14 protein-coding genes and 1 pseudogene are annotated in these 17,429 nt (G+C 67.5%); 8 read left to right on the top strand and 7 right to left on the bottom strand.

From position 1 onward, the window contains the following. Positions 1-4: 4 nt before the first annotated feature. Positions 5-286, bottom strand: coding sequence for a hypothetical protein (locus AB0H82_RS03750; protein WP_362988406.1), 282 nt, complete (start codon positions 284-286; stop codon positions 5-7). A 279-nt stretch (positions 287-565) separates the two neighbouring features. Then, complete coding sequence (gene xylA / locus AB0H82_RS03745) at positions 566-1,732, bottom strand: xylose isomerase (protein ID WP_362988404.1); 1,167 nt, start codon at positions 1,730-1,732, stop codon at positions 566-568. 126 nt (positions 1,733-1,858) lie between these two features. Here xylA and xylB point away from each other — a divergent pair, with 126 nt between their 5' ends. The 6 genes and pseudogenes from xylB (at position 1,859) to adh (ending at position 8,851) form a co-directional block, all read left to right on the top strand. Then, positions 1,859-3,313, top strand: coding sequence for a xylulokinase (gene xylB / locus AB0H82_RS03740; protein ID WP_362988402.1), 1,455 nt, complete (start codon positions 1,859-1,861; stop codon positions 3,311-3,313). A gap of 14 nt (positions 3,314-3,327) precedes the next feature. Next, on the top strand, positions 3,328-4,566 hold the full coding sequence (locus AB0H82_RS03735) for an ROK family transcriptional regulator (protein ID WP_362988400.1): 1,239 nt from the start codon (positions 3,328-3,330) through the stop codon (positions 4,564-4,566). A gap of 268 nt (positions 4,567-4,834) precedes the next feature. After that, positions 4,835-5,038 (top strand): annotated as a pseudogene (locus AB0H82_RS03730) (hypothetical protein); the annotation flags it as partial. A gap of 145 nt (positions 5,039-5,183) precedes the next feature. Next, positions 5,184-5,783 (top strand): peptidoglycan recognition family protein, encoded by a 600-nt coding sequence (locus AB0H82_RS03725; RefSeq protein WP_362988398.1) that lies wholly within the window; start codon positions 5,184-5,186, stop codon positions 5,781-5,783. A gap of 74 nt (positions 5,784-5,857) precedes the next feature. Then, positions 5,858-7,138, top strand: a complete 1,281-nt coding sequence (locus AB0H82_RS03720; protein WP_362988396.1) for a GAF domain-containing protein — start codon at positions 5,858-5,860, stop codon at positions 7,136-7,138. A 189-nt stretch (positions 7,139-7,327) separates the two neighbouring features. Next, on the top strand, positions 7,328-8,851 hold the full coding sequence (adh, locus tag AB0H82_RS03715; RefSeq protein WP_362988394.1) for an aldehyde dehydrogenase: 1,524 nt from the start codon (positions 7,328-7,330) through the stop codon (positions 8,849-8,851). A gap of 161 nt (positions 8,852-9,012) precedes the next feature. Here the strand turns inward: adh and AB0H82_RS03710 are convergent, their stop codons facing one another. After that, entirely contained in the window at positions 9,013-10,476 is a 1,464-nt protein-coding gene (locus AB0H82_RS03710) for an integrase (protein WP_362988392.1), read from the bottom strand. Next, positions 10,397-10,594 (bottom strand): helix-turn-helix domain-containing protein, encoded by a 198-nt coding sequence (locus AB0H82_RS03705; protein ID WP_172387188.1) that lies wholly within the window; start codon positions 10,592-10,594, stop codon positions 10,397-10,399. The genes AB0H82_RS03710 and AB0H82_RS03705 overlap by 80 nt, the downstream gene beginning before the upstream one ends. 439 nt (positions 10,595-11,033) lie before the next feature. Here AB0H82_RS03705 and AB0H82_RS03700 point away from each other — a divergent pair, with 439 nt between their 5' ends. After that, the gene (locus AB0H82_RS03700; RefSeq protein ID WP_362988389.1) at positions 11,034-11,573 is read left to right on the top strand and encodes a winged helix-turn-helix domain-containing protein; all 540 of its coding nucleotides are present in this window, start codon (positions 11,034-11,036) and stop codon (positions 11,571-11,573) included. Next, positions 11,570-12,118 carry a transposase gene (locus AB0H82_RS03695; protein WP_362988816.1) on the top strand — a complete coding sequence of 183 codons (549 nt, stop codon included), beginning with the start codon at positions 11,570-11,572 and terminating at the stop codon, positions 12,116-12,118. The genes AB0H82_RS03700 and AB0H82_RS03695 overlap by 4 nt, the downstream gene beginning before the upstream one ends. Before the next feature lie 1,713 nt (positions 12,119-13,831). On the opposite strand, the gene cas7c is transcribed toward AB0H82_RS03695, so the two are convergent. The 3 genes from cas7c to cas5c form a co-directional block, all read right to left on the bottom strand. Next, positions 13,832-14,701, bottom strand: a complete 870-nt coding sequence (gene cas7c / locus AB0H82_RS03690) for a type I-C CRISPR-associated protein Cas7/Csd2 (RefSeq protein WP_362988387.1) — start codon at positions 14,699-14,701, stop codon at positions 13,832-13,834. A gap of 62 nt (positions 14,702-14,763) precedes the next feature. Beyond that, positions 14,764-16,596, bottom strand: a complete 1,833-nt coding sequence (cas8c, locus tag AB0H82_RS03685) for a type I-C CRISPR-associated protein Cas8c/Csd1 (RefSeq protein ID WP_362988385.1) — start codon at positions 16,594-16,596, stop codon at positions 14,764-14,766. A 1-nt stretch (position 16,597) separates the two neighbouring features. Then, the gene (gene cas5c, locus AB0H82_RS03680) at positions 16,598-17,371 is read right to left on the bottom strand and encodes a type I-C CRISPR-associated protein Cas5c (RefSeq protein WP_362988383.1); all 774 of its coding nucleotides are present in this window, start codon (positions 17,369-17,371) and stop codon (positions 16,598-16,600) included. Positions 17,372-17,429: the final 58 nt, after the last annotated feature.

The raw sequence follows: 17,429 nt of genomic DNA, 5'->3' as shown, positions 1-17,429 counted from the left end.
CCTGTCAGGACAGTGGCTTGATGTACGGAACTTGGCCATCCGCGGACGAGGAGGGCAGGAGGGAGTTCAGGTCGCTCGGGAAGTCGGTGGGCAGCGACGGGAAATCCGTGGGCAGAGAAGGGATGCCGCTGGGCAGACCAGTGGGCAGCTCGGTCGGAATCTGCGACGGGACGCTGAGCGACGGCGTTGGTTCCGGTGTGGTGTTCTCGCTTGTCTCGGCGGGTTCCTTCTTGTCGTCGCTGTCGTCGCCGGTGGCCACGAGGACCACGGCGACGACGGCTCCCACCGCCACGATGATCGCCAGCAGGACGAGCAGGCCGTTACGCCGCCCTGAAGGCCCGCCGGGGGGCGGGGCCGACGGCCGGCCCCCACTGTCAGGAGGCGGCCCGTAACCGCCTCCTGGCGGCGGGCCGAACCCGCCTCCGCCTGATGGTGGGCCACTGGGCGGTGGCGGAGGGGGCTGCGGAGGTACGGGCGGCACGGTCATGCCATCAAGAGTCGCCTCCAACCGGTTACAAGGCGACCCCCGCGCACCAGTTGACGGAGCGTCGGCTGTGGAGCGCGCTCAGCTTCGAGCCGCCAGCAGGTGGTCCATCGCCAGTTGGTCGAGCCGTTCGAAAGCCATCCCGCGCGCTGCGGCCGCCTCCACGTCGAACGCCTCGAAAGCGTTCCTGTCGGCGAGCACGCCGGCCAGTCCGTCCTCGGCGGTCGGGACCGCCAGTTCGTCCAGACGTGCGGCGCGCAGCGCCTCACGCACCTCGGGGTCGGCCCGGAACGCGGCCGCCCGCTCCCGCAGGATCAGGTAGTTGCGCATGCACCCCGCGGCCGACGCCCACACACCTTCGAAGTCCTCCGTTCGCGGCGGCTTGAAGTCGAAGTGCCGAGGACCGTCGTAACCGCCCCTCTCCAGAAGGTCGACCAGCCAGAACGCGCTACGTAGATCCCCCGCGCCGAACCGAAGATCCTGGTCGTACTTGATGCCCGTCTGACCGTTGAGGTCGATGTGGAAGAGCTTGTCCGCCCACAGCGCCTGGGCGATGGAGTGCGGGAAGTTCAGGCCCGCCATCTGCTCGTGGCCCACTTCGGGGTTGACGCCGAACAGTTCGGGCCGTTCCAGGCGCTCGATGAACGCGAGGGCGTGGCCGACGGTGGGCAGCAAGATGTCGCCGCGGGGCTCGTTCGGCTTCGGCTCGATCGCGAACCGCAGGTCGTAGCCCTGCGTGGTCACGTATTCGGCGAGGAGGTCGAAGGCCTCCTTCATGCGGTCCAGCGCATTGCCCACGTCCTTCGCCGCGCCGGACTCGGCGCCTTCCCTGCCTCCCCACGCGACGTAGGTGTATGCGCCCAGCTCGGCCGCGAGGTCGATGTTGCGGATCGTCTTCCGCAGCGCGTAGCGGCGTACGTCGCGATCATTGGCGGTGAAGGCGCCGTCCTTGAAGACGGGGTGTGTGAAGAGGTTCGTGGTGGCCATCGGCACGACGAGACCCGTCGCATCGAGCGCCTGCCGGAAGCGCTTGATGTGGCCTTCCCGTTCTGATTCGGATGATCCGAAGGGGATCAGGTCGTCGTCGTGGAACGTCACTCCGTAGGCACCCAGTTCAGCGAGGTGCCGTACCGAGTCCGCCGGGTCGAGCGCGGCCCTGGTGGCGTCCCCGAACGGGTCCCTGCCCTGCCAGCCGACGGTCCACAGACCGAAGCTGAACTTGTCCTCGGGAGTGGGCTGGTAGTTCATGTGCGGCTCCCTCACCTATTTCGTCATGGCCCTTTACAAATTAGTATCCGAGCACGCCGCTGGGAAGGTCGTGGAAGAAAACTCCGGTACACCTCTCCGGAGACAGCCGCAGGAACGGAGACCGTCATGTCATCAGCGCCCGCAGCCCAGGGGCCCCTCGTGGTCGGCGTGGACAGTTCCACGCAGTCCACCAAGGCCCTGGTCGTCGACGCGGCCACCGGCCGGGTCGTCGCGAGCGGCCAGGCTCCGCACCGCGTGAGCACGGGCGAGCGCCGCGAAAGCGATCCCCAGGAGTGGTGGGACGCTCTGTGCGCGGCTCTCGAACACTGCGGCCCAGCCGCCCGGGAAGCCTCCGCGGTGTCCATCGGTGGCCAGCAGCACGGGCTCGTCACGCTCGACAAGGACGGCAGGCCGGTGCGGCCGGCTCTGCTCTGGAACGACGTGCAGTCGGCGCCGCAGGCCCGGAGCCTCGTCGAGCGTCTCGGCGGCCCCAAGGTGTGGGCCGACCGGGTCGGCAGCGTCCCTGGACCGTCCTTCACCGTGACGAAATGGGCCTGGCTCGCCGAGCACGAGCCCGCCGCGGCCCGCGCCACAGCCGCGGTGCGTCTGCCCCACGACTACCTCACGGAACGCCTGACAGGTCTCGGCACCACCGACCGCGGAGACGTCTCCGGAACGGGTTGGTGGGCCTCGGGAGCGGAGCAGTACGACGAGGGCATCCTCGACATGGTGGGCCTCGATCCGGCGCTGCTGCCCCGTGTCGCACGCCCCGGTGAAGTCGTCGGAACGGTACGGGACGGCGCCGAACTGCCCTTCTCCAAGGGCACACTGGTCGCCCCCGGCACCGGCGACAACGCGGCGGCCGCCCTGGGGCTCGGCCTGCGCCCCGGCACGCCGGTGCTGAGCCTCGGCACCTCTGGCACCGTGTACGCGGTCTCACAGCGCCGTCCCGCGGATCCGACCGGCACTGTCGCGGGCTTCGCCGACGCACGCGGCGCGTGGCTGCCGCTGGCCTGCACCCTCAACTGCACGCAGGCCGTCGACCGAGTGGCCGCGCTGCTCAGCCTGGAGCGCGAAGCCGTGGAACCGGGCGGCTCGGTCACGCTGCTGCCCTACCTGGACGGCGAGCGCACGCCGAACCTGCCCCACTCCTCCGGAGTGCTGCACGGTCTGCGCCACGACACGTCACCCGGGCAACTGCTCCAAGCGGCGTACGATGGGGCCGTGCACTCGCTGCTCGGCGCGCTCGACCTGGTCCTGGACCCCGACGCCGACCGGTCGTCCCCCCTGCTGCTCATCGGAGGCGGAGCACGCGGCACGGCCTGGCAGGAAACCGTCCAGCGCCTCTCCGGACGTCCCGTTCAGGTCCCGCAGGCGCAGGAGCTCGTCGCGCTCGGCGCCGCGGCACAGGCGGCGGGCGTGCTGACCGGTGAGGACCCCAGCGCGATCGCGCGACGCTGGGGCACGGCCCAAGGGCCCGTGCTCGACCCCGTGGAGCGGGACGAAGCGACGCTCGCCCGGATCTCCGGGGTACTCTCCGACGCGGCGCCGCTCCTGGACAGGGCGCCCCATGGGGAGTGAGGACTGACCGAGGCATGACCGCACCGCTGCACGAAGAGCACCGGGGTACGTCCGGCGCGCGGCTCCCCGACACCCAGCAGGCGATGCGCCGTCGCAACCTGTCCCGGGTGATGCACGCCGTGGCGGCGCACGGCCCCCTGTCCCGTGCCGCCGTCGCCTCCCGCATCGGGCTGACGCGGGCCGCCGTTTCCACGCTGGTGGACGAGCTGATCCGCTCCGGGCTGCTGGACGAGCTGGGCCCCGAGCGGCCGGGTCGGGTGGGCCGTCCGGGGTCCGCCCTTGCGGTCAGCGCCCAGGGGCCTGTCGGCATCGGCGCCGAGGTGGGTGTCGATCACCTTGCGGCGTGCGCCGTCGATCTGCGCGGGGAGGTCCGTGCGCGCGCTGTGCGGCGGGCCGGAAATCGTGGACGCTCACCCGTGCCGGTGCTGGAGGAACTCGCCATTCTGGTGGACCGGGTGAGCGCGGAGGCCCGCCGGGCAGGCCTGTCCCCCGCGGGCCTCGCGGTGGCCGTGCCCGGGCTCGTCGCCCGCGACACCCGAACGGTCGTGCGCGCTCCCAACCTCGGCTGGCACGACATCGATCTGAGCCGGCTTCTCCCCACAGAGCTGCCGCTGTCAGTGGACAACGAGGCCAACTTTGGTGCCCTCGCCGAGTTGTGGCTCGGCGAAGCATCGCCCCAGGACTTCCTGCACGTCTCCGCTGAGATCGGCATCGGCGCCGCACTCGTCGTCGACGGACGGCTGCTTCTCGGAACACATGGATTCGCGGGCGAGTTGGGGCACGTGCCCGTGCACCCCGACGGGCCGGCCTGCCCCTGCGGGGGCCGCGGCTGTCTGGAGCAGTACGCGGGAGAGGAGGCGGTCCTGCGCGCGGCAGGCCTGGGCCACGGTGAGGAACGGGGGAAGCTCCTGGCCGACCGTGCCGCCGCGGGCGACGAGACAGTGCGGCGAGCGCTCCGCGGCGCCGGAACAGCCCTGGGCATCGCCCTCACCGGCGCGGTCAACCTGCTGGATCCGCAGGCTGTGGTGCTGGGCGGCGCGCTGTCGCGCCTCGCGCCGTGGCTGCTGCCCGCTCTTCAGCAGGAACTGGTGGAACGCACTGCCGGCCGGGCCTGCGGAATCACGGTGTCCGGGCTCGGGCCGGACGGCCCGTTGCTGGGAGCAGCGCACTCGGTGGCGCGGGCAGTGCTGGACGATCCAGCGGGTGTGAGCGTCGGTGCCGATGGGAGCGGGCGGGCAGACGTAGGGCGGTAGGGAGCGCGGGGCTGCGCTCCCCCGGGATTCCCCGATCGGGCGGCCGAGAGGATTCCCCCGAACGGGTGGCCGAGATATCCACAATCACGCCGCTATGCACAGATTCAAGCGATGCCCTTCCGCCCCAACCGCCGAGCGCCGTAACGTAATTCACGCGGGGCGCCGATGCCACGGTTGCAGCGCAGTTTCGACAGCCGACAACGTCGGGAGACACGAAGTGGACAGCTACGGTGTCGCCGGCCTGCCGCGTCATCCACGCGGAAGGGGCCAGGTCGCGTTCCGAATATCCCAGCTCGACCTGGTGCAGTGGCTGGTTCGCGATTACGGATTCCGCGAGGAGTGGCTGCCCGCACGCGAGACTCACCGCGGCCTGCACGCACGCCTGCGCCAGGTGTCCGCCGCACTACCGCTGTACGCCTCACTCCCACTGTCCTCCTCACGATCACGTGGGTCGGACCACCTTCCCTCCTGAGAACCAGCGCCTTTCGCCAGGGCGGCCACTCCCGTCCGGAGACCGGCGCTGCGTCTCTCAGCCGCAGTCGAGCTCACCACCCCGATGAGCTCCTCAAGTACAGCGCCAGTCAAGCCGTTCCCCCACCGAGAGGCAGGCCCCCGTCATGGATCGAGTAAGACGCTCCCCGAGCAGGCGTCGGCTGTTGCAGGGCGCGATGGCCGCAGCCGTACCCGCCGCGCTCCTGCCCGCCACCCGCGCGACGGCCGGAGCCCGAGCGGTCGACTACCCCTTGGCCGAGTGGGTGCCGGCCAGCACCTCCAACTACACGGCGTCCAACCGCCCCACCAGCTACCCCATCGACTATGTGGTCATCCACGTCACGCAGGAGACGTATGCGGACACACTCACCATCTTCCAGAACCCCGCGAAGAAGGTTTCGGCCCACTACGTGGTGAGGTCCAAGGACGGCCACATCGCCCAGTGCGTCCGCGAACGCAACATCGGTTGGCACGCGGGGAACTGGACCTACAACACACGCAGCATCGGTATCGAGCACGAAGGGTGGGTCGACAAACCCGAGTACTTCACCCACGCGATGTACGAGCGGTCCGCAGCGCTGACCGCCGCCATCTGTGGGAAGTACGGCATCCCGAAGGACCGTGAGCACATCATCGGTCACCATGAGGTCCCCGGTTCGGACCACACGGATCCCGGGCCGCATTGGGACTGGTCGCGCTATCTCCGTCTTGTGAACTTCGCCTGAGGCAACGCGTCCTTGTCGGCTTCCGCCTCCGGGGCGACGATGGCAGCACCGCATCGCCGTCCCGGGAGGCCGAGTTGACCGATCCATGGGTGGCCCTGGAGCCGGGCACTGACCCCGTCGAGCGGGTGCGGGTGCTGCGCCGGGCCCATGAAAGGTTCACTGACGTGGGGGCGATCTCCCGTCCCGTGCGTTCGGTGGTGGCCGAGTCGTGGCGGCGGTCGGCCAGGGCGCGGGTGAGTCCGGAGGCCACCGGCGCCGCGGTGGAACTCACCGACGGCGACCTCAGGGCATACCGGGCGGAGCATCCGTTGGCGAAGGTGATGCCGCTGTTCCGTGAGTTGATGGGCAGCTTCGCGACGGACGGGGAGCACCTTCTCGCCGTGTGCGACGCACAGGGCAGGTTGCTGTGGGTCGAGGGCCACGCGGTGACGCGGCAGCGGGCGGGACGGATGAACTTCGTGCCTGGCGCGCGGTGGACGGAGTCCGCCATGGGGACGAACGCGCCGGGGACGGCGGTCGCCGTGGACCGGCCGGTGCAGGTCTTCGCCACCGAGCACTTCATGCGGCGCGTGCAGCCGTGGACGTGTGCGGCGGCACCCGTGCACGATCCGCGGACGGGGCGGCTGATCGGCGCGGTCGACATCACCGGCGGTGACGGGCTCGCGCACCCACACAGTCTCGCCTTTGTGCAGGCGGTCGCGCGGGCCGCCGAGTCCCATCTGGCGTTGCTGGCTCCGCCTGCGGGAGCAGGCGAAAGGGTGGAACTGGCCGCTCTGGGCCGTGATGAGGCGCTGCTGCTCGCGGGTGGGCGCAAGGTGCGGCTGAGCCGGCGGCACAGCGAGATCGTCGTGCTGCTGGCCCGCCATCCGGAGGGCCTGACAGGAGACGAGTTGCTGTATGCGTTGTACGAGGACGAGTCGGTGCCGCAGGTGACGTTGCGGGCTGAGATGGCTCGGCTGCGACGGGTGCTTGGAGGTGAGTTGCTGCGGTCGCGGCCGTACCGGCTGGCGGTGCCCGTCGCGTGTGACGTCGACACGGTCGAGCGTCGGCTGGGTGCGGGGGCGGTGACGGCGGCCGCGGCCGCGTATGCCGGTCCGTTGCTGCCGCAGTCGCAGGCCCCCGCACTTGTCCGGCTCCGCCGCAGACTCGCCGACCAGTTGCGCGCGGCGCTCGTCGACCGCAACGACCCCGATCTGCTCGCGGACTGGGCGCACACTCCATGGGGGGAGGATGACCTGACGGTGTGGCGGTCGCTGGCCGCGCTGCGTCCGACAGCGCCGGTTCTGGCCCGCTTGAAGGAGCTCGACGCCGAGTTGACGTCACCGGGATGCGAGCGCCCGCGGGCCACCCGCTAGCCCCTCCCCCGCGTTCACGTAAGGGCCTCGGAGCCCAGTACTCAGTCCCTCGACCCCTCACCCCGCACCCCACGCCAACGCGGGGAACGTACGACGAAAGGTTCGCAACGTCGATGCAACGTCCGGGCTTCTACCCTCCGGGCGAGAGCTGCCCAACGGCGGGCAGCCTGCCACGGGAGGCCAGCCAAGATGACCCGTTACGCAGCGCCCGGCACCGAGGGCGCGATCGTCTCCTACGAGTCGCGCTACGACCACTTCATCGGCGGCGAGTATGTGGCGCCGGCCCGTGGCCAGTACTTCGAGAACCCGAGTCCGGTCAACGGCCGGACCTTCACCGAGATCGCCCGGGGCACCGCGGAGGATGTCGAGCGAGCGCTGGACGCGGCGCATGCGGCGGCGCCCGCGTGGGGGCGTACGTCCGTTACCGCGCGTGCGGACGTGCTGTTGAAGATCGCCGACAGGATGGAGGCCAACCTCGAACAGCTCGCGGTGGCCGAGAGCTGGGAGAACGGCAAACCGATCCGCGAGACGCTGGCTGCCGACATTCCGCTCGCCATCGACCACTTCCGGTACTTCGCGGGCGTCATCCGTGCGCAGGAGGGCTCGCTGAGCGAGGTCGACGAGGACACCATCGCGTACCACTTCCACGAGCCGCTCGGTGTCGTCGCGCAGATCATTCCGTGGAACTTCCCGATCCTGATGGCCACGTGGAAACTGGCGCCGGCGCTCGCCGCCGGGAACGCCGTCGTCCTGAAACCCGCCGAACAGACCCCGGCCTCCATCCACTACTGGATAAGCCTGGTCGCCGATCTGCTGCCGCCGGGGGTCGTCAATATCGTCAACGGTTTCGGGGCTGAAGCGGGAAAGCCGCTGGCGTCCAGTCCGCGCGTCGCCAAGGTCGCCTTCACCGGGGAGACCACCACGGGGCGGCTGATCATGCAGTACGCCTCCGAGAACATCAAGCCGGTGACGTTGGAGCTGGGCGGCAAGTCGCCGAACATCTTCTTCGACGACGTGTGGGCGGCCAACGACGACTTCAGGGACAAGGCTCTCGAAGGCTTCACGATGTTCGCCCTCAATCAGGGTGAGGTGTGCACCTGCCCGTCGCGGGCGTTGGTGCAGCGCGGTCACTACAGCGAGTTCCTGGAGGCGGCGATCGCGCGCACCGAGCAGATCAAGGCCGGGCATCCCCTCGACACCGACACCATGATCGGAGCGCAGGCTTCCAATGACCAGTTGGAGAAGATCCTCTCCTACCTGGACATCGGGCAACAGGAGGGCGCCAAGGTCCTGACGGGTGGCCAGCGCGTCGAGTACGAGGGCGAGTTGGCAGGGGGCTACTACGTCCAGCCGACGATCTTCGAGGGCAATAACCGCATGCGGATCTTCCAGGAGGAGATCTTCGGGCCGGTCGTCTCGGTCGCTTCGTTCAACGACTTCGACGACGCCATCAAGATCGCGAACGACACGCTCTACGGCTTGGGGGCGGGTGTGTGGACGCGTGACATCAACACGGCGTACCGGGCGGGCCGCGCGATCCAGGCGGGCCGCGTCTGGACGAACTGTTACCACGCGTACCCGGCGCACGCGGCGTTCGGCGGCTACAAGCAGTCAGGCATCGGCCGTGAAACGCACAAGATGATGTTGGAGCACTACCAGCAGACGAAGAATCTGTTGGTGTCGTACTCGGCGAAGAAGCTCGGCTTCTTCTAGGAGCACGAAAGAAGGCGCCTGACCTGGGCGTTTGCCCGTCAGGCGCCTTCCACTCGGCCCGCTCAGCGCAGAGCCCAGTTTGCGTTGTAACTCCCAGTTTCTCCCTCCGCTATCGCGTTCCTGACCAGCTCTTCCGGTCTATTTCCGGTCCAGATCCCGGCTCACCCGGCAGACGCCCCGCCCTGGCTGACGCGGTCCCACTCCGCCATGGACTGCTCGATGAGGCGGTTGGCCTGCTCCCGGACGCCGTCCAGGAACTGGGCGTAGTGGCGGAAGAGGACCTCGATGCTCTGGCCCGCGCGGCGAGCGCATTCGGCAGGGTCCACACCGGAGTACAGCCAGAACAAGATCCCGGCGTGCCGCAGATCGTAGGGCCGCTTGGCCAGGCCGGAGGCGAGTTCCGTGCGCGTCAGGACGTACTTCCGTGCCCGCGCCCACGTCGTGCCGTACGCGGCTGCGTCCACGTAGTTGCCGGCCTGGTTCCGGAACAGCCGACCGTCCCGCGCCACACCGAAACATTCGATGTGTGCGAGGAGCATGCGCACGAACTGCGGCGGGATGGGCACCGGCCGGGTTGCAGTAGCCGCACGGCGCTTGAGCGAGTGCACCTCGTGCACCGCGCCGTCGTCCGTCCACTCCTTTCCTGCGGTGACGACGCCACCCGAAAGGTTAAGCATCCCCCACCCGGTCTCGGGCAGATGGCACTGCTCGAGCCGAAGGTGGATGACCTCCGCCGGTCGCATGGCCGCGTAGTATATGCAGCCGAAGAACGCCTCCAGGTGAGGACCGCGCCCACGCAGCTCGGCGACCGCCGTGAGCAGGCGGGCGACCTGGGCCGGATTGGGGACGGCAGCCGGGTCCACTTCCTCGTTGACGGCCGGAGCGTTCCACCTGAGCCCGTTGAGGGGGTTCTCCGTGAAGTAACCTTTCTCCACAGCGGTGTTGAGCACTTCGTTGAACGCAGCCCGCTTGCGCCGCGCCGTCTTGGCCGCAGCGGCCTTGCCGTCCACCTTGCGGCACAGAGCGTCCAATGCCCGCCGCAGTACATCGGCTTCCGCAAGAGTGCTGACCGGCAGGGAGTTCCGCCTGATCCAGTCCAGTGCCTTCCGCCACTCCTCGGTCGGCTCCTGGGCCCACGCGTTCTTGTTGAACGCCCACGAGTACAAAGCACGCCGCAGCACCCGCGGCTCCGGATAACTTGCGCCCCGGTGCACCAGAGCAGGCGTAATCGTGGCGAATGCGTCGGCCAGGGTGCGGCGGGTGTTTCCCGGCGTGCGGTCCCACCGCTGGTCGAGGTATTCGTGGGCAAGGTCGTACCACGTCGTCCGCTGCTTGATAGCCCGCAGCTCGGACGCCGGCAGGCCCGTGTGCTCGTCGAACGGCTCGCCATCACGCGCCGCCGTCATGAGCTTCGCATGCCTGCTCTCGGCGAGCCCGACAGTGCTGAACGATTCTGAATTCTCGCGCCCGTTGACCGTCCACCGCACCTGGAAGCGGCTGCGCCGGCCAGGGCGCTCGCGTATGTCCCAGAGCGGACGTTGTAGCTCATCGCCAAGTGTCAGAATCTCTCTCGCATGCTTCCCACCAGGCGTCCAGGTCTGCGCGACGGCACCGGAGTTCACCATTGGGCAACTTGATCATGTGGGGTGCTTGCCCGCGAGCGCGCATTCGGTAAAACGCTGACGGACTCATGCGGATCTCCGCCAGAACCTCGGCTAGCTTCAGCGCGGGAGGGCGAGCCATGCAATATCACCTTCATGTGCGTTAAGGCTTCATGCCGGAAATCCAGGCCCACATACGCAGCACAGCTCCCCAGCTCTGCACGGCCACACCTCATGGAGCGGACGGGAAGAGGCAGCGAGGCATCGAGGGTCGACGCGGCGCGGTTTTCCTCACGACACTCGGGCGAGCGGCCCGGAGGGAGAACTTGCGTAGCGGGCAGCCATAGCCGTGGCATGAAAGCGCGGTCATTGACGTGCCAGCAGGTGGCAACATCCGCGCTACTGCCTCCTCACGAATGCGTTGCGGCGCTGCCAACTGCGTCCGCCACGGCTCCACCGCCAAGCGCAGCCGGGTGCGAACAACTTCAATGCTCTGGAGAATCCCCGGTTTCGCTACTGAGCTTTCGGGCGTGGTGTCGTGGAGGGCTGACGTGAGCTGATCGTTGCGGTATGCCCGAAGCATGAGGTATCCGCAAGGCGGTGGCTTGACCGACGAAGGGCGGGCATTTCGCGAGCGCATCCGCATGGAGGCGGTCGAGATGTTCGCCGCCGGCCAGGACAACATGATGGTGGCGAAGCAGCTGCGGGTCAGTGTGCGGTCGGTGCAGCGTTGGCGCCAGGCCTGGCAGCACGGTGGCACGCAAGCACTTTGCTCCCGGGGGTCGGCGGCACGTCCCAAGCTGAGTGAGACCCTGTTCGCCGTGCTGGAACAGGAGCTGGCCAAGGGGCCACTCGCGCACGGCTGGCCGGACCAGACCTGGACCCTGGCAAGGATCAAGACACTGATCGGGCGCCGGTTCCACAAGACCCTCGCGCTGTCGACCATCATGGAGATGCTCCGCAGCCACGGATACAGCCATCAGGTCCCGGCCCGGCGTGCTGTGGAACGTGACGAGGAGAAGGTCGCCGGCTGGGTGAAGGACACGTGGCCGCAGGTGGAAGCACCGCGGCGGCGCTCGGAGCCTTCATCGTCTTTGAGGACGAGGCCGGATTCTCGATGACGCCGCCCACCTCCCGCACCTGGGCCCGACGCGGGCACACACCGGTAATCCGGGTGCGAGGACGCTCCCAGCGCCGCTTTTCCATAGCGGCCCTGACCTGCTACAAACCCGGCGAACGTTCCCGGCTGATCTTCAGACCCAAACGGCACCCGGACCACAAACACAGTGGTCGGCGCAGCTTCACCTGGACCGACTACCGCGACCTCCTGATCGCCGCCCACCGACAACTCGGTGCCCCGCTCGTCCTCATCTGGGACAACCTGAACGTGCACCTTGACGCCCGGCTCCGCACCTTCATCGACTCATGCGACTGGATCGTCTCCTTCCAACTACCGCCGTATGCACCCGATCTCAACCCCGTCGAAGGCATCTGGTCACTCGTCCGCCGCGCAGGTCAGAACAACATCGCATTCACCGACCCGGACCACCTCATGCGCGCCCTGCGGCGGACTCTCCGAGCAACCCAATACCGCAGCGACGTCATCGATGGATGCCTCGCCGCAACCGGACTCACTTTCACGACACCCAGACCGAAAGCTCAGTAACCGCCGCCCGCGTAGCCGCCGATCGTCTTCGTGTTGCGATCCTCAATCGTCTCGGAGGACGACCACCACAGGAGCTGTCCGCAATGTTGGGCTCGGCAGCCGGATTGTTGCGATCCTCGGCCGTCTCGAAAGACGACCACGAGGCGGCACTCCGAGCATACGGGCGATCTCGGTGACTCGGTTGCGATCACCAGTCGTCCGGAAGGACGGCCGCCATGTGGCAAATGCGCGGCCCACTCGCCCGATGTACTCAAGGTTGCGATCCTCGGTTGCGGCGGACGCCCGTCAACGGTCCAAGCCCGGTCAGCCGTGTCGACCCACTGATAGCTGCGATCCTCGGCCTTCCCGGAGGACGACTGCCAGGCCCGACACCCTGTCCTGAGGAGAGAGCCCGTGGAGTTGCGATCCTCGGTCACCCCGAAGAACGCCCGCTGCTCCGTACATGTTGTCAGCCTGCTCGTCGACTGGGGCGTTGCGATCCTCGGCCTCCTGAAAGGGGAGCCACCACAGGCTTTGATGATTCCCTTATCTTCCACGGTCTCAATGTTACGATCCCCCGGTCACCCCAGAGGACAACCGCTATGTCCACATCCAACTTCCGGACGTTTGTGAAGTACTCGTTGTTGCGGTGCTCGGCCGTCCAGCAGGACAGCCGCCACCGCGTACTTGACACCTTCGATCATCCGAGTGTTGATGTTGCGATCCTTGGCCGCCCTGAAGGGCGACCGGCACACGCCCCGGTGTTGGCCCAGGGTTTCGACGTCGAAGACGTTTCGATCCTCAGCCACTCCGATAGATCGGGTCTAGTGTAAACAGAGCTGCACCCAGGTCTTCGGCTTTGGTGCCATTGCGATTCTCGGTTACTCCCGAGGGCAACCGCCAGTCGGACGGGAACGGCAGGTTTTTCTGTCGCCAGTAGTTGCGATCCTCGGCCGTCCCGAAAGACGGCCGCCACCCTCCCTGTTAACTCTCTCTTCCCGCCCGGCGATCAAGTTGCGGGCGATCGTTGCCACCCCACCGCCGTAAACATTGCCATTGCGATCCTCGGCCTCCTACAGGGCGACCGCCACGGCTTAGCTTATCCACGATGGGGCCGGCCACTATGTGGTTGCGATCCTCGGTCGCCTTGAAGGGCAACCGCTAGCCGGAATTCCAGCTCGCCCGCGGTGGTCTGCGCTATTGGTTGCGACGCTCGGCCGTCCCGGAGGACGACCGCCACGTAGGGGTCGGTGAGATAGTTTCCCCGGCTATGATGTTGCGACTCCTGGCTGCCCTGGAAAACGACTGCCACGTGGTCCCGGGCGAGCACGGAGGCGAGACCAATGCGTTGCGATCCTCGAGCGCCCTGGAGGACGACCGCCACCTGAGCAGTGTTTCGCGGTGCTCTGAGGAAAAGGGGCGTTGCGACCCTCGGCTGTCCCGGGGAACGACCGACGCCCGTCGCCCTGCTCGGCGGCGAAGACGAATGGGCGCTTGTGATCCTTGGTTGTCCCAAAGACAACCGCAACTCCCATCGGAATGGGAAGCGCGCACCGCAGTTGTCGACGTTGCGATCCTCGGCCGCCCAGACGACGACCGTCATTAATCCGCCCCGGGTCCTCGGCCAAGAGGTTGTGATCCCCGACCGCCCTGACGGGTAACCGTCATTAATCTTCCAATTATGTCACACCAGGTGGCTTAGATGTTGCGATTCCAAGCAGCCGGCAGGTGAGTTCAGTCGATTAGTCGGGTCAGGGTCACCCCGGCGGGCACGTTGTCTTCGTCGATGGTGATCCGGTCGGTGTAGTCGTCCCAGGATCGTGCCTCGCTATGGCCGAGGGGCTTGATACGGATCAGGTCGAAGAGCTTATGGGCGGGGGCTCGTCCGTAGGCGTCGGCGTGGGAGAACACGTACAGGCCGCGGATGGCCATTTCGCCGCGGGAGGATGCCCGGTCGTGGTCGAACATCATAGTCAGGGCCTGCCAGTAGGCTGCAAGGTCTTCCGGGGCGACTCGGGCTTTGGCGCCGAGGGCTCCGGAGTAGAAGCCGTGGCCGCGGTAGAGGCCGTAGGGGACGTAGTGCTTGTTGCCCATCTCGGTGACCTTGCCCTTGGCCAGGTCCTCGGGCTTGTTCGGGGCGACACGGGTGATGCCAGCCTCGAGTGGGGTGACGGGGTCGATGGAGCGGGAGAAGGTGAGCTGCATGGGTCCGCGGGCCCTGCCGGCGTGCTTCTTCTGGTCGCCCACGGACATGACGGCTCCGAACAGGCGCACGTCCCAGAAGTTTCGGATCATCCATTCTTGCGCGGTGGCGGTTTCGCCTTCCTTGGCGCCCCCTTCGATGTAGGCGCGCTGGATCTGCGGGTTGAGGGCGACACCTTGCTCTACGTACATCTCGAAGCCAGGCTTGCCCTGGTGGACGAGGGTAATGGTGTTGCGGATCTTGCGCTTGAGGGCGACGTCGGTAATGAGGCCCTGACCGGTGACGGGGTCGGTGCGGGGCATGCCTCCGGCGTCGGGGTCACCGTTGGGGTTGCCGTCCTTGACGTCGATGAGGAAGACGTAGTCGTGCTTGCGGGTGGGGTCCAGGTGCGCGTCGGTCATGGTTGTGCTCGGTGTCCTTCCGGGGCTGTGGCGTCGTGGCGAAGCTGGCGGCGGGGCGTCCGTCACCAGAGGGTGTCGTCCGAAGCGTCGGCGTCCTCGACGGCGGCTTCGGGAAGGGCGTCCGCTTGCTGTTCTGCGGCGAGTTCCTTGCCGGCTTCCCGCGCCTTGATGGCTTGTGCCGCAGCGCGTGCGGAGTGGGCTCGCTGGTGGTCGTAGCCGAGGATGAACAGGGCCTGCTGCTCGGCGCTCAGGTGCGCGGGAATGGTGTCGAGCAGGTCGAAGACGTCTCGCAGTCTGTTGTCCATGGCCTTGGCTGCGGGTTCGCTGGCCCGGGCGATGGTGCGCAGGTGCGGGCGTGCTCCGATACGGAGGCGGGTGAGGACGGCTCGGGGGGAGACTACGGCGGTGCTCAGGTACTTGTCGGTGATAGTGGTGTTGACCTTGGGCATGGCCTTGCGCTGAATCGCTTCGAGCATGGCCATGATCCGTCCGCATACATAGCCGGGCTCGGTCGACTGGGGGTTCAGCTGGGGCACACAGAGCTCCTTGTGGCGGGTGGTGGTACGGATCAGGGCGAGGCGCAGCAGGGCGAGGCGGGGCCGGTCGAGATGATGGTCGGCGCGGATGCGTTGCAGGAGGACCGGCAGGAGATGGGCTGGTGGTGCGGCGCCGTGGAGTGCGGCTTTCGTGAGGTCGGCCTGGAGGTGCTTGGGGACAGTGGTGTCGATGTATTTGTTCCTGTGCTTGTCCCAGCGGGCGCAGGCGAGGGCGAGTCGCCAGACCGACCAGTAGGTGTTGGCGTTGTTCCAGCCGTCCCAGGTCTGTTGGTCGGCGAACCAGGTCCCGAGTCTCTGTTTCAGTTCGGGGACGGGGATGGTGATCCAGTCGGCGACGATGACCCTGTTGGTGTTCACCCGCAAAGTGAGGGCGTGGAAGGCATCCTCATCGAGGACCGTCAGCGCATCTTGCCCCCTTTGGGGGTGGCGGAGGCCGGCGACGAGCTGGGCCACCTCCTCGGGCTGGGGGTCGCGCAGGGTCCACATGGATGTGTCGGCGTCGGGATCACGGGTCCACCAGACGATGGCGGAGTCGTCGGCATAGGCGCGGTGTTCGGGGGATGCGAGCAGTGTGTTCAGGGCGGTGGCGGACTTGGTTCCGCAGTCGACGCAGATGGGGGTGGCACCGAGTTGTTTGGTGCCGGCCCGGAAGTGGGCGGGTTGATTGAGGCAGACCAGCTGGGTGTTCATTCCGGAGTTGGGGATGCCCTTGATGGGGACCGGGAGCGTGGACAGCAGGGGCATGACGTGTCCGCACACGAGGCAGAGTCCCTGGTTCGCTTTGCCCGTCTTCCCGCTCTTGGCTTTCTTGACCGTGTCGGCCCACCAGCTCTTGGCTTCCGGCAGGTCGTGGATCCACTCGCCGTCCACGCTGATGGCGATGAGGTGGTCCTTGTCCATCTCCAGCGGCCATACGGTCGACAGCTGGTTCTTCAGCCACGCGGATACTGTCTGCGCCTGGAGGAGATGCGGGTGGTCGTCGCACCAGGAGGTGACCAGGTCACGGTAGGCGGCGTGCCGTGTTCTCGCCTTGGCGATGTCGGCAGAGTTGGTCGAGAGGATCTTTTCCCCGTCCGATCCTTTGATCATGCCGGGGTGGGCGAGCGCGAACTGTGCGGTGTCGGCTAACAGGATCGGTGTTGGTTTGGACCCGGAGCGGCCGGTGTACGGGGCGGTGATCTTCCGCTCTTCCTGACGCAGGTCGATGACCAGCGGTTCGGTGCTCCCCGTGCCGGTTCCGGAGAGGTCGATCTGCCACATGACCCGGCGTGCAAGATAGTACTCGGGGGTGTCGTCCTGGCGGCTGTCGGCTTGCCGGACGAGGCTCTGGAGCAGCATTTTAGGCCACCTCCTCCGCGGAGGCGCGGCCCTCGGCGCCGGGCATGCCTCTGACTTCGACTGGGGCGAGCGGGCGGTGGGGCACGTGAAGAACTCCGCGCTTGAGGCTGGCCCGGAACCAGTGGTAGCGCTCCTTGCCCTTCGGGAGGTACTCGATGTGGTGGAGCATCAAACCGAGTTCGTCGATGGGCGGAATGCCAGCCTGGTCGATGGGGGTAACCGCTCCGGTTTCCTCCGCCGATCCGTGGGGCCCGAAGAAGGCTGCGAACTCGCGGCAGCCGAAGTGGGGTTGCTCGTAGCAGGCGCCCCGTGCGAGCCGGCGGTCGAACTGGTCGCGGTACTTCGGCAGGGGCGCGGTGCATAGGTCGGTGGCGTGGATGGTCGCGTGGATGCGGTAGGCGACATCGCTCAGGGCGACGGTGACCCGCTGGCCGCGGTCTTCGGCGACGTCGTAGTAGTAGCCGTTGTTGGCCCGCAGGCTCTCGTAGGCATTCTTGGTGATGATCGAGTTGTTGACCTCGTTGCGCCGGAAGCGGGTCCACCTCACCGGCTTGAGCTGTTCGATCCGTTCGATGCGGTAGGTCATCTCCGGCTTCCAGAAGATGGCCTCCAGGAGTCCCCTCGCCGCGGAAGGGGTCATGGTCGGATAGGAAACACGTTCGACTTTGAGTTCCGGACGGGTGAAGCAGGCCAGCGGTCCCCATACCTCCACCTGGACATGAAGTGGCCGGTCATCCCTCTCCTCGCGCTGCTTTCGGGGACGTGACGCAGTCATGTACTTGTTCCCTTCCCTGCCTGCTGGCGCAGGCCGTTGTCAGTGCCTGCGGATAGCT

Origin of the sequence: Streptomyces sp. NPDC050732, from assembly GCF_040654255.1 — a bacterium.
Taxonomy (GTDB): Bacteria; Actinomycetota; Actinomycetes; order Streptomycetales; family Streptomycetaceae; genus Streptomyces.
Note: the sequence above shows the minus strand (reverse complement) of the source record. Positions and strands in the feature narration are given on the sequence as shown.

What these genes read in the sequence shown, in the direction of transcription:
- xylA (WP_362988404.1), bottom strand. Translation starts at nt 1,732, where the DNA reads ATGAACTACCAGCCCACTCCCGAGGACAAGTTCAGCTTCGGTCTGTGG.
- xylB (WP_362988402.1), top strand. Translation starts at nt 1,859, where the DNA reads ATGTCATCAGCGCCCGCAGCCCAGGGGCCCCTCGTGGTCGGCGTGGAC.
- cas8c (WP_362988385.1), bottom strand. Translation starts at nt 16,596, where the DNA reads ATGCTGCTCCAGAGCCTCGTCCGGCAAGCCGACAGCCGCCAGGACGAC.
- AB0H82_RS03710 (WP_362988392.1), bottom strand. Translation starts at nt 10,476, where the DNA reads ATGGTGAACTCCGGTGCCGTCGCGCAGACCTGGACGCCTGGTGGGAAG.
- cas7c (WP_362988387.1), bottom strand. Translation starts at nt 14,701, where the DNA reads ATGACCGACGCGCACCTGGACCCCACCCGCAAGCACGACTACGTCTTC.
- AB0H82_RS03725 (WP_362988398.1), top strand. Translation starts at nt 5,184, where the DNA reads ATGGATCGAGTAAGACGCTCCCCGAGCAGGCGTCGGCTGTTGCAGGGC.
- AB0H82_RS03735 (WP_362988400.1), top strand. Translation starts at nt 3,328, where the DNA reads ATGACCGCACCGCTGCACGAAGAGCACCGGGGTACGTCCGGCGCGCGG.
- AB0H82_RS03705 (WP_172387188.1), bottom strand. Translation starts at nt 10,594, where the DNA reads ATGGCTCGCCCTCCCGCGCTGAAGCTAGCCGAGGTTCTGGCGGAGATC.
- AB0H82_RS03695 (WP_362988816.1), top strand. Translation starts at nt 11,570, where the DNA reads ATGACGCCGCCCACCTCCCGCACCTGGGCCCGACGCGGGCACACACCG.
- cas5c (WP_362988383.1), bottom strand. Translation starts at nt 17,371, where the DNA reads ATGACTGCGTCACGTCCCCGAAAGCAGCGCGAGGAGAGGGATGACCGG.
- AB0H82_RS03700 (WP_362988389.1), top strand. Translation starts at nt 11,034, where the DNA reads ATGAGGTATCCGCAAGGCGGTGGCTTGACCGACGAAGGGCGGGCATTT.
- adh (WP_362988394.1), top strand. Translation starts at nt 7,328, where the DNA reads ATGACCCGTTACGCAGCGCCCGGCACCGAGGGCGCGATCGTCTCCTAC.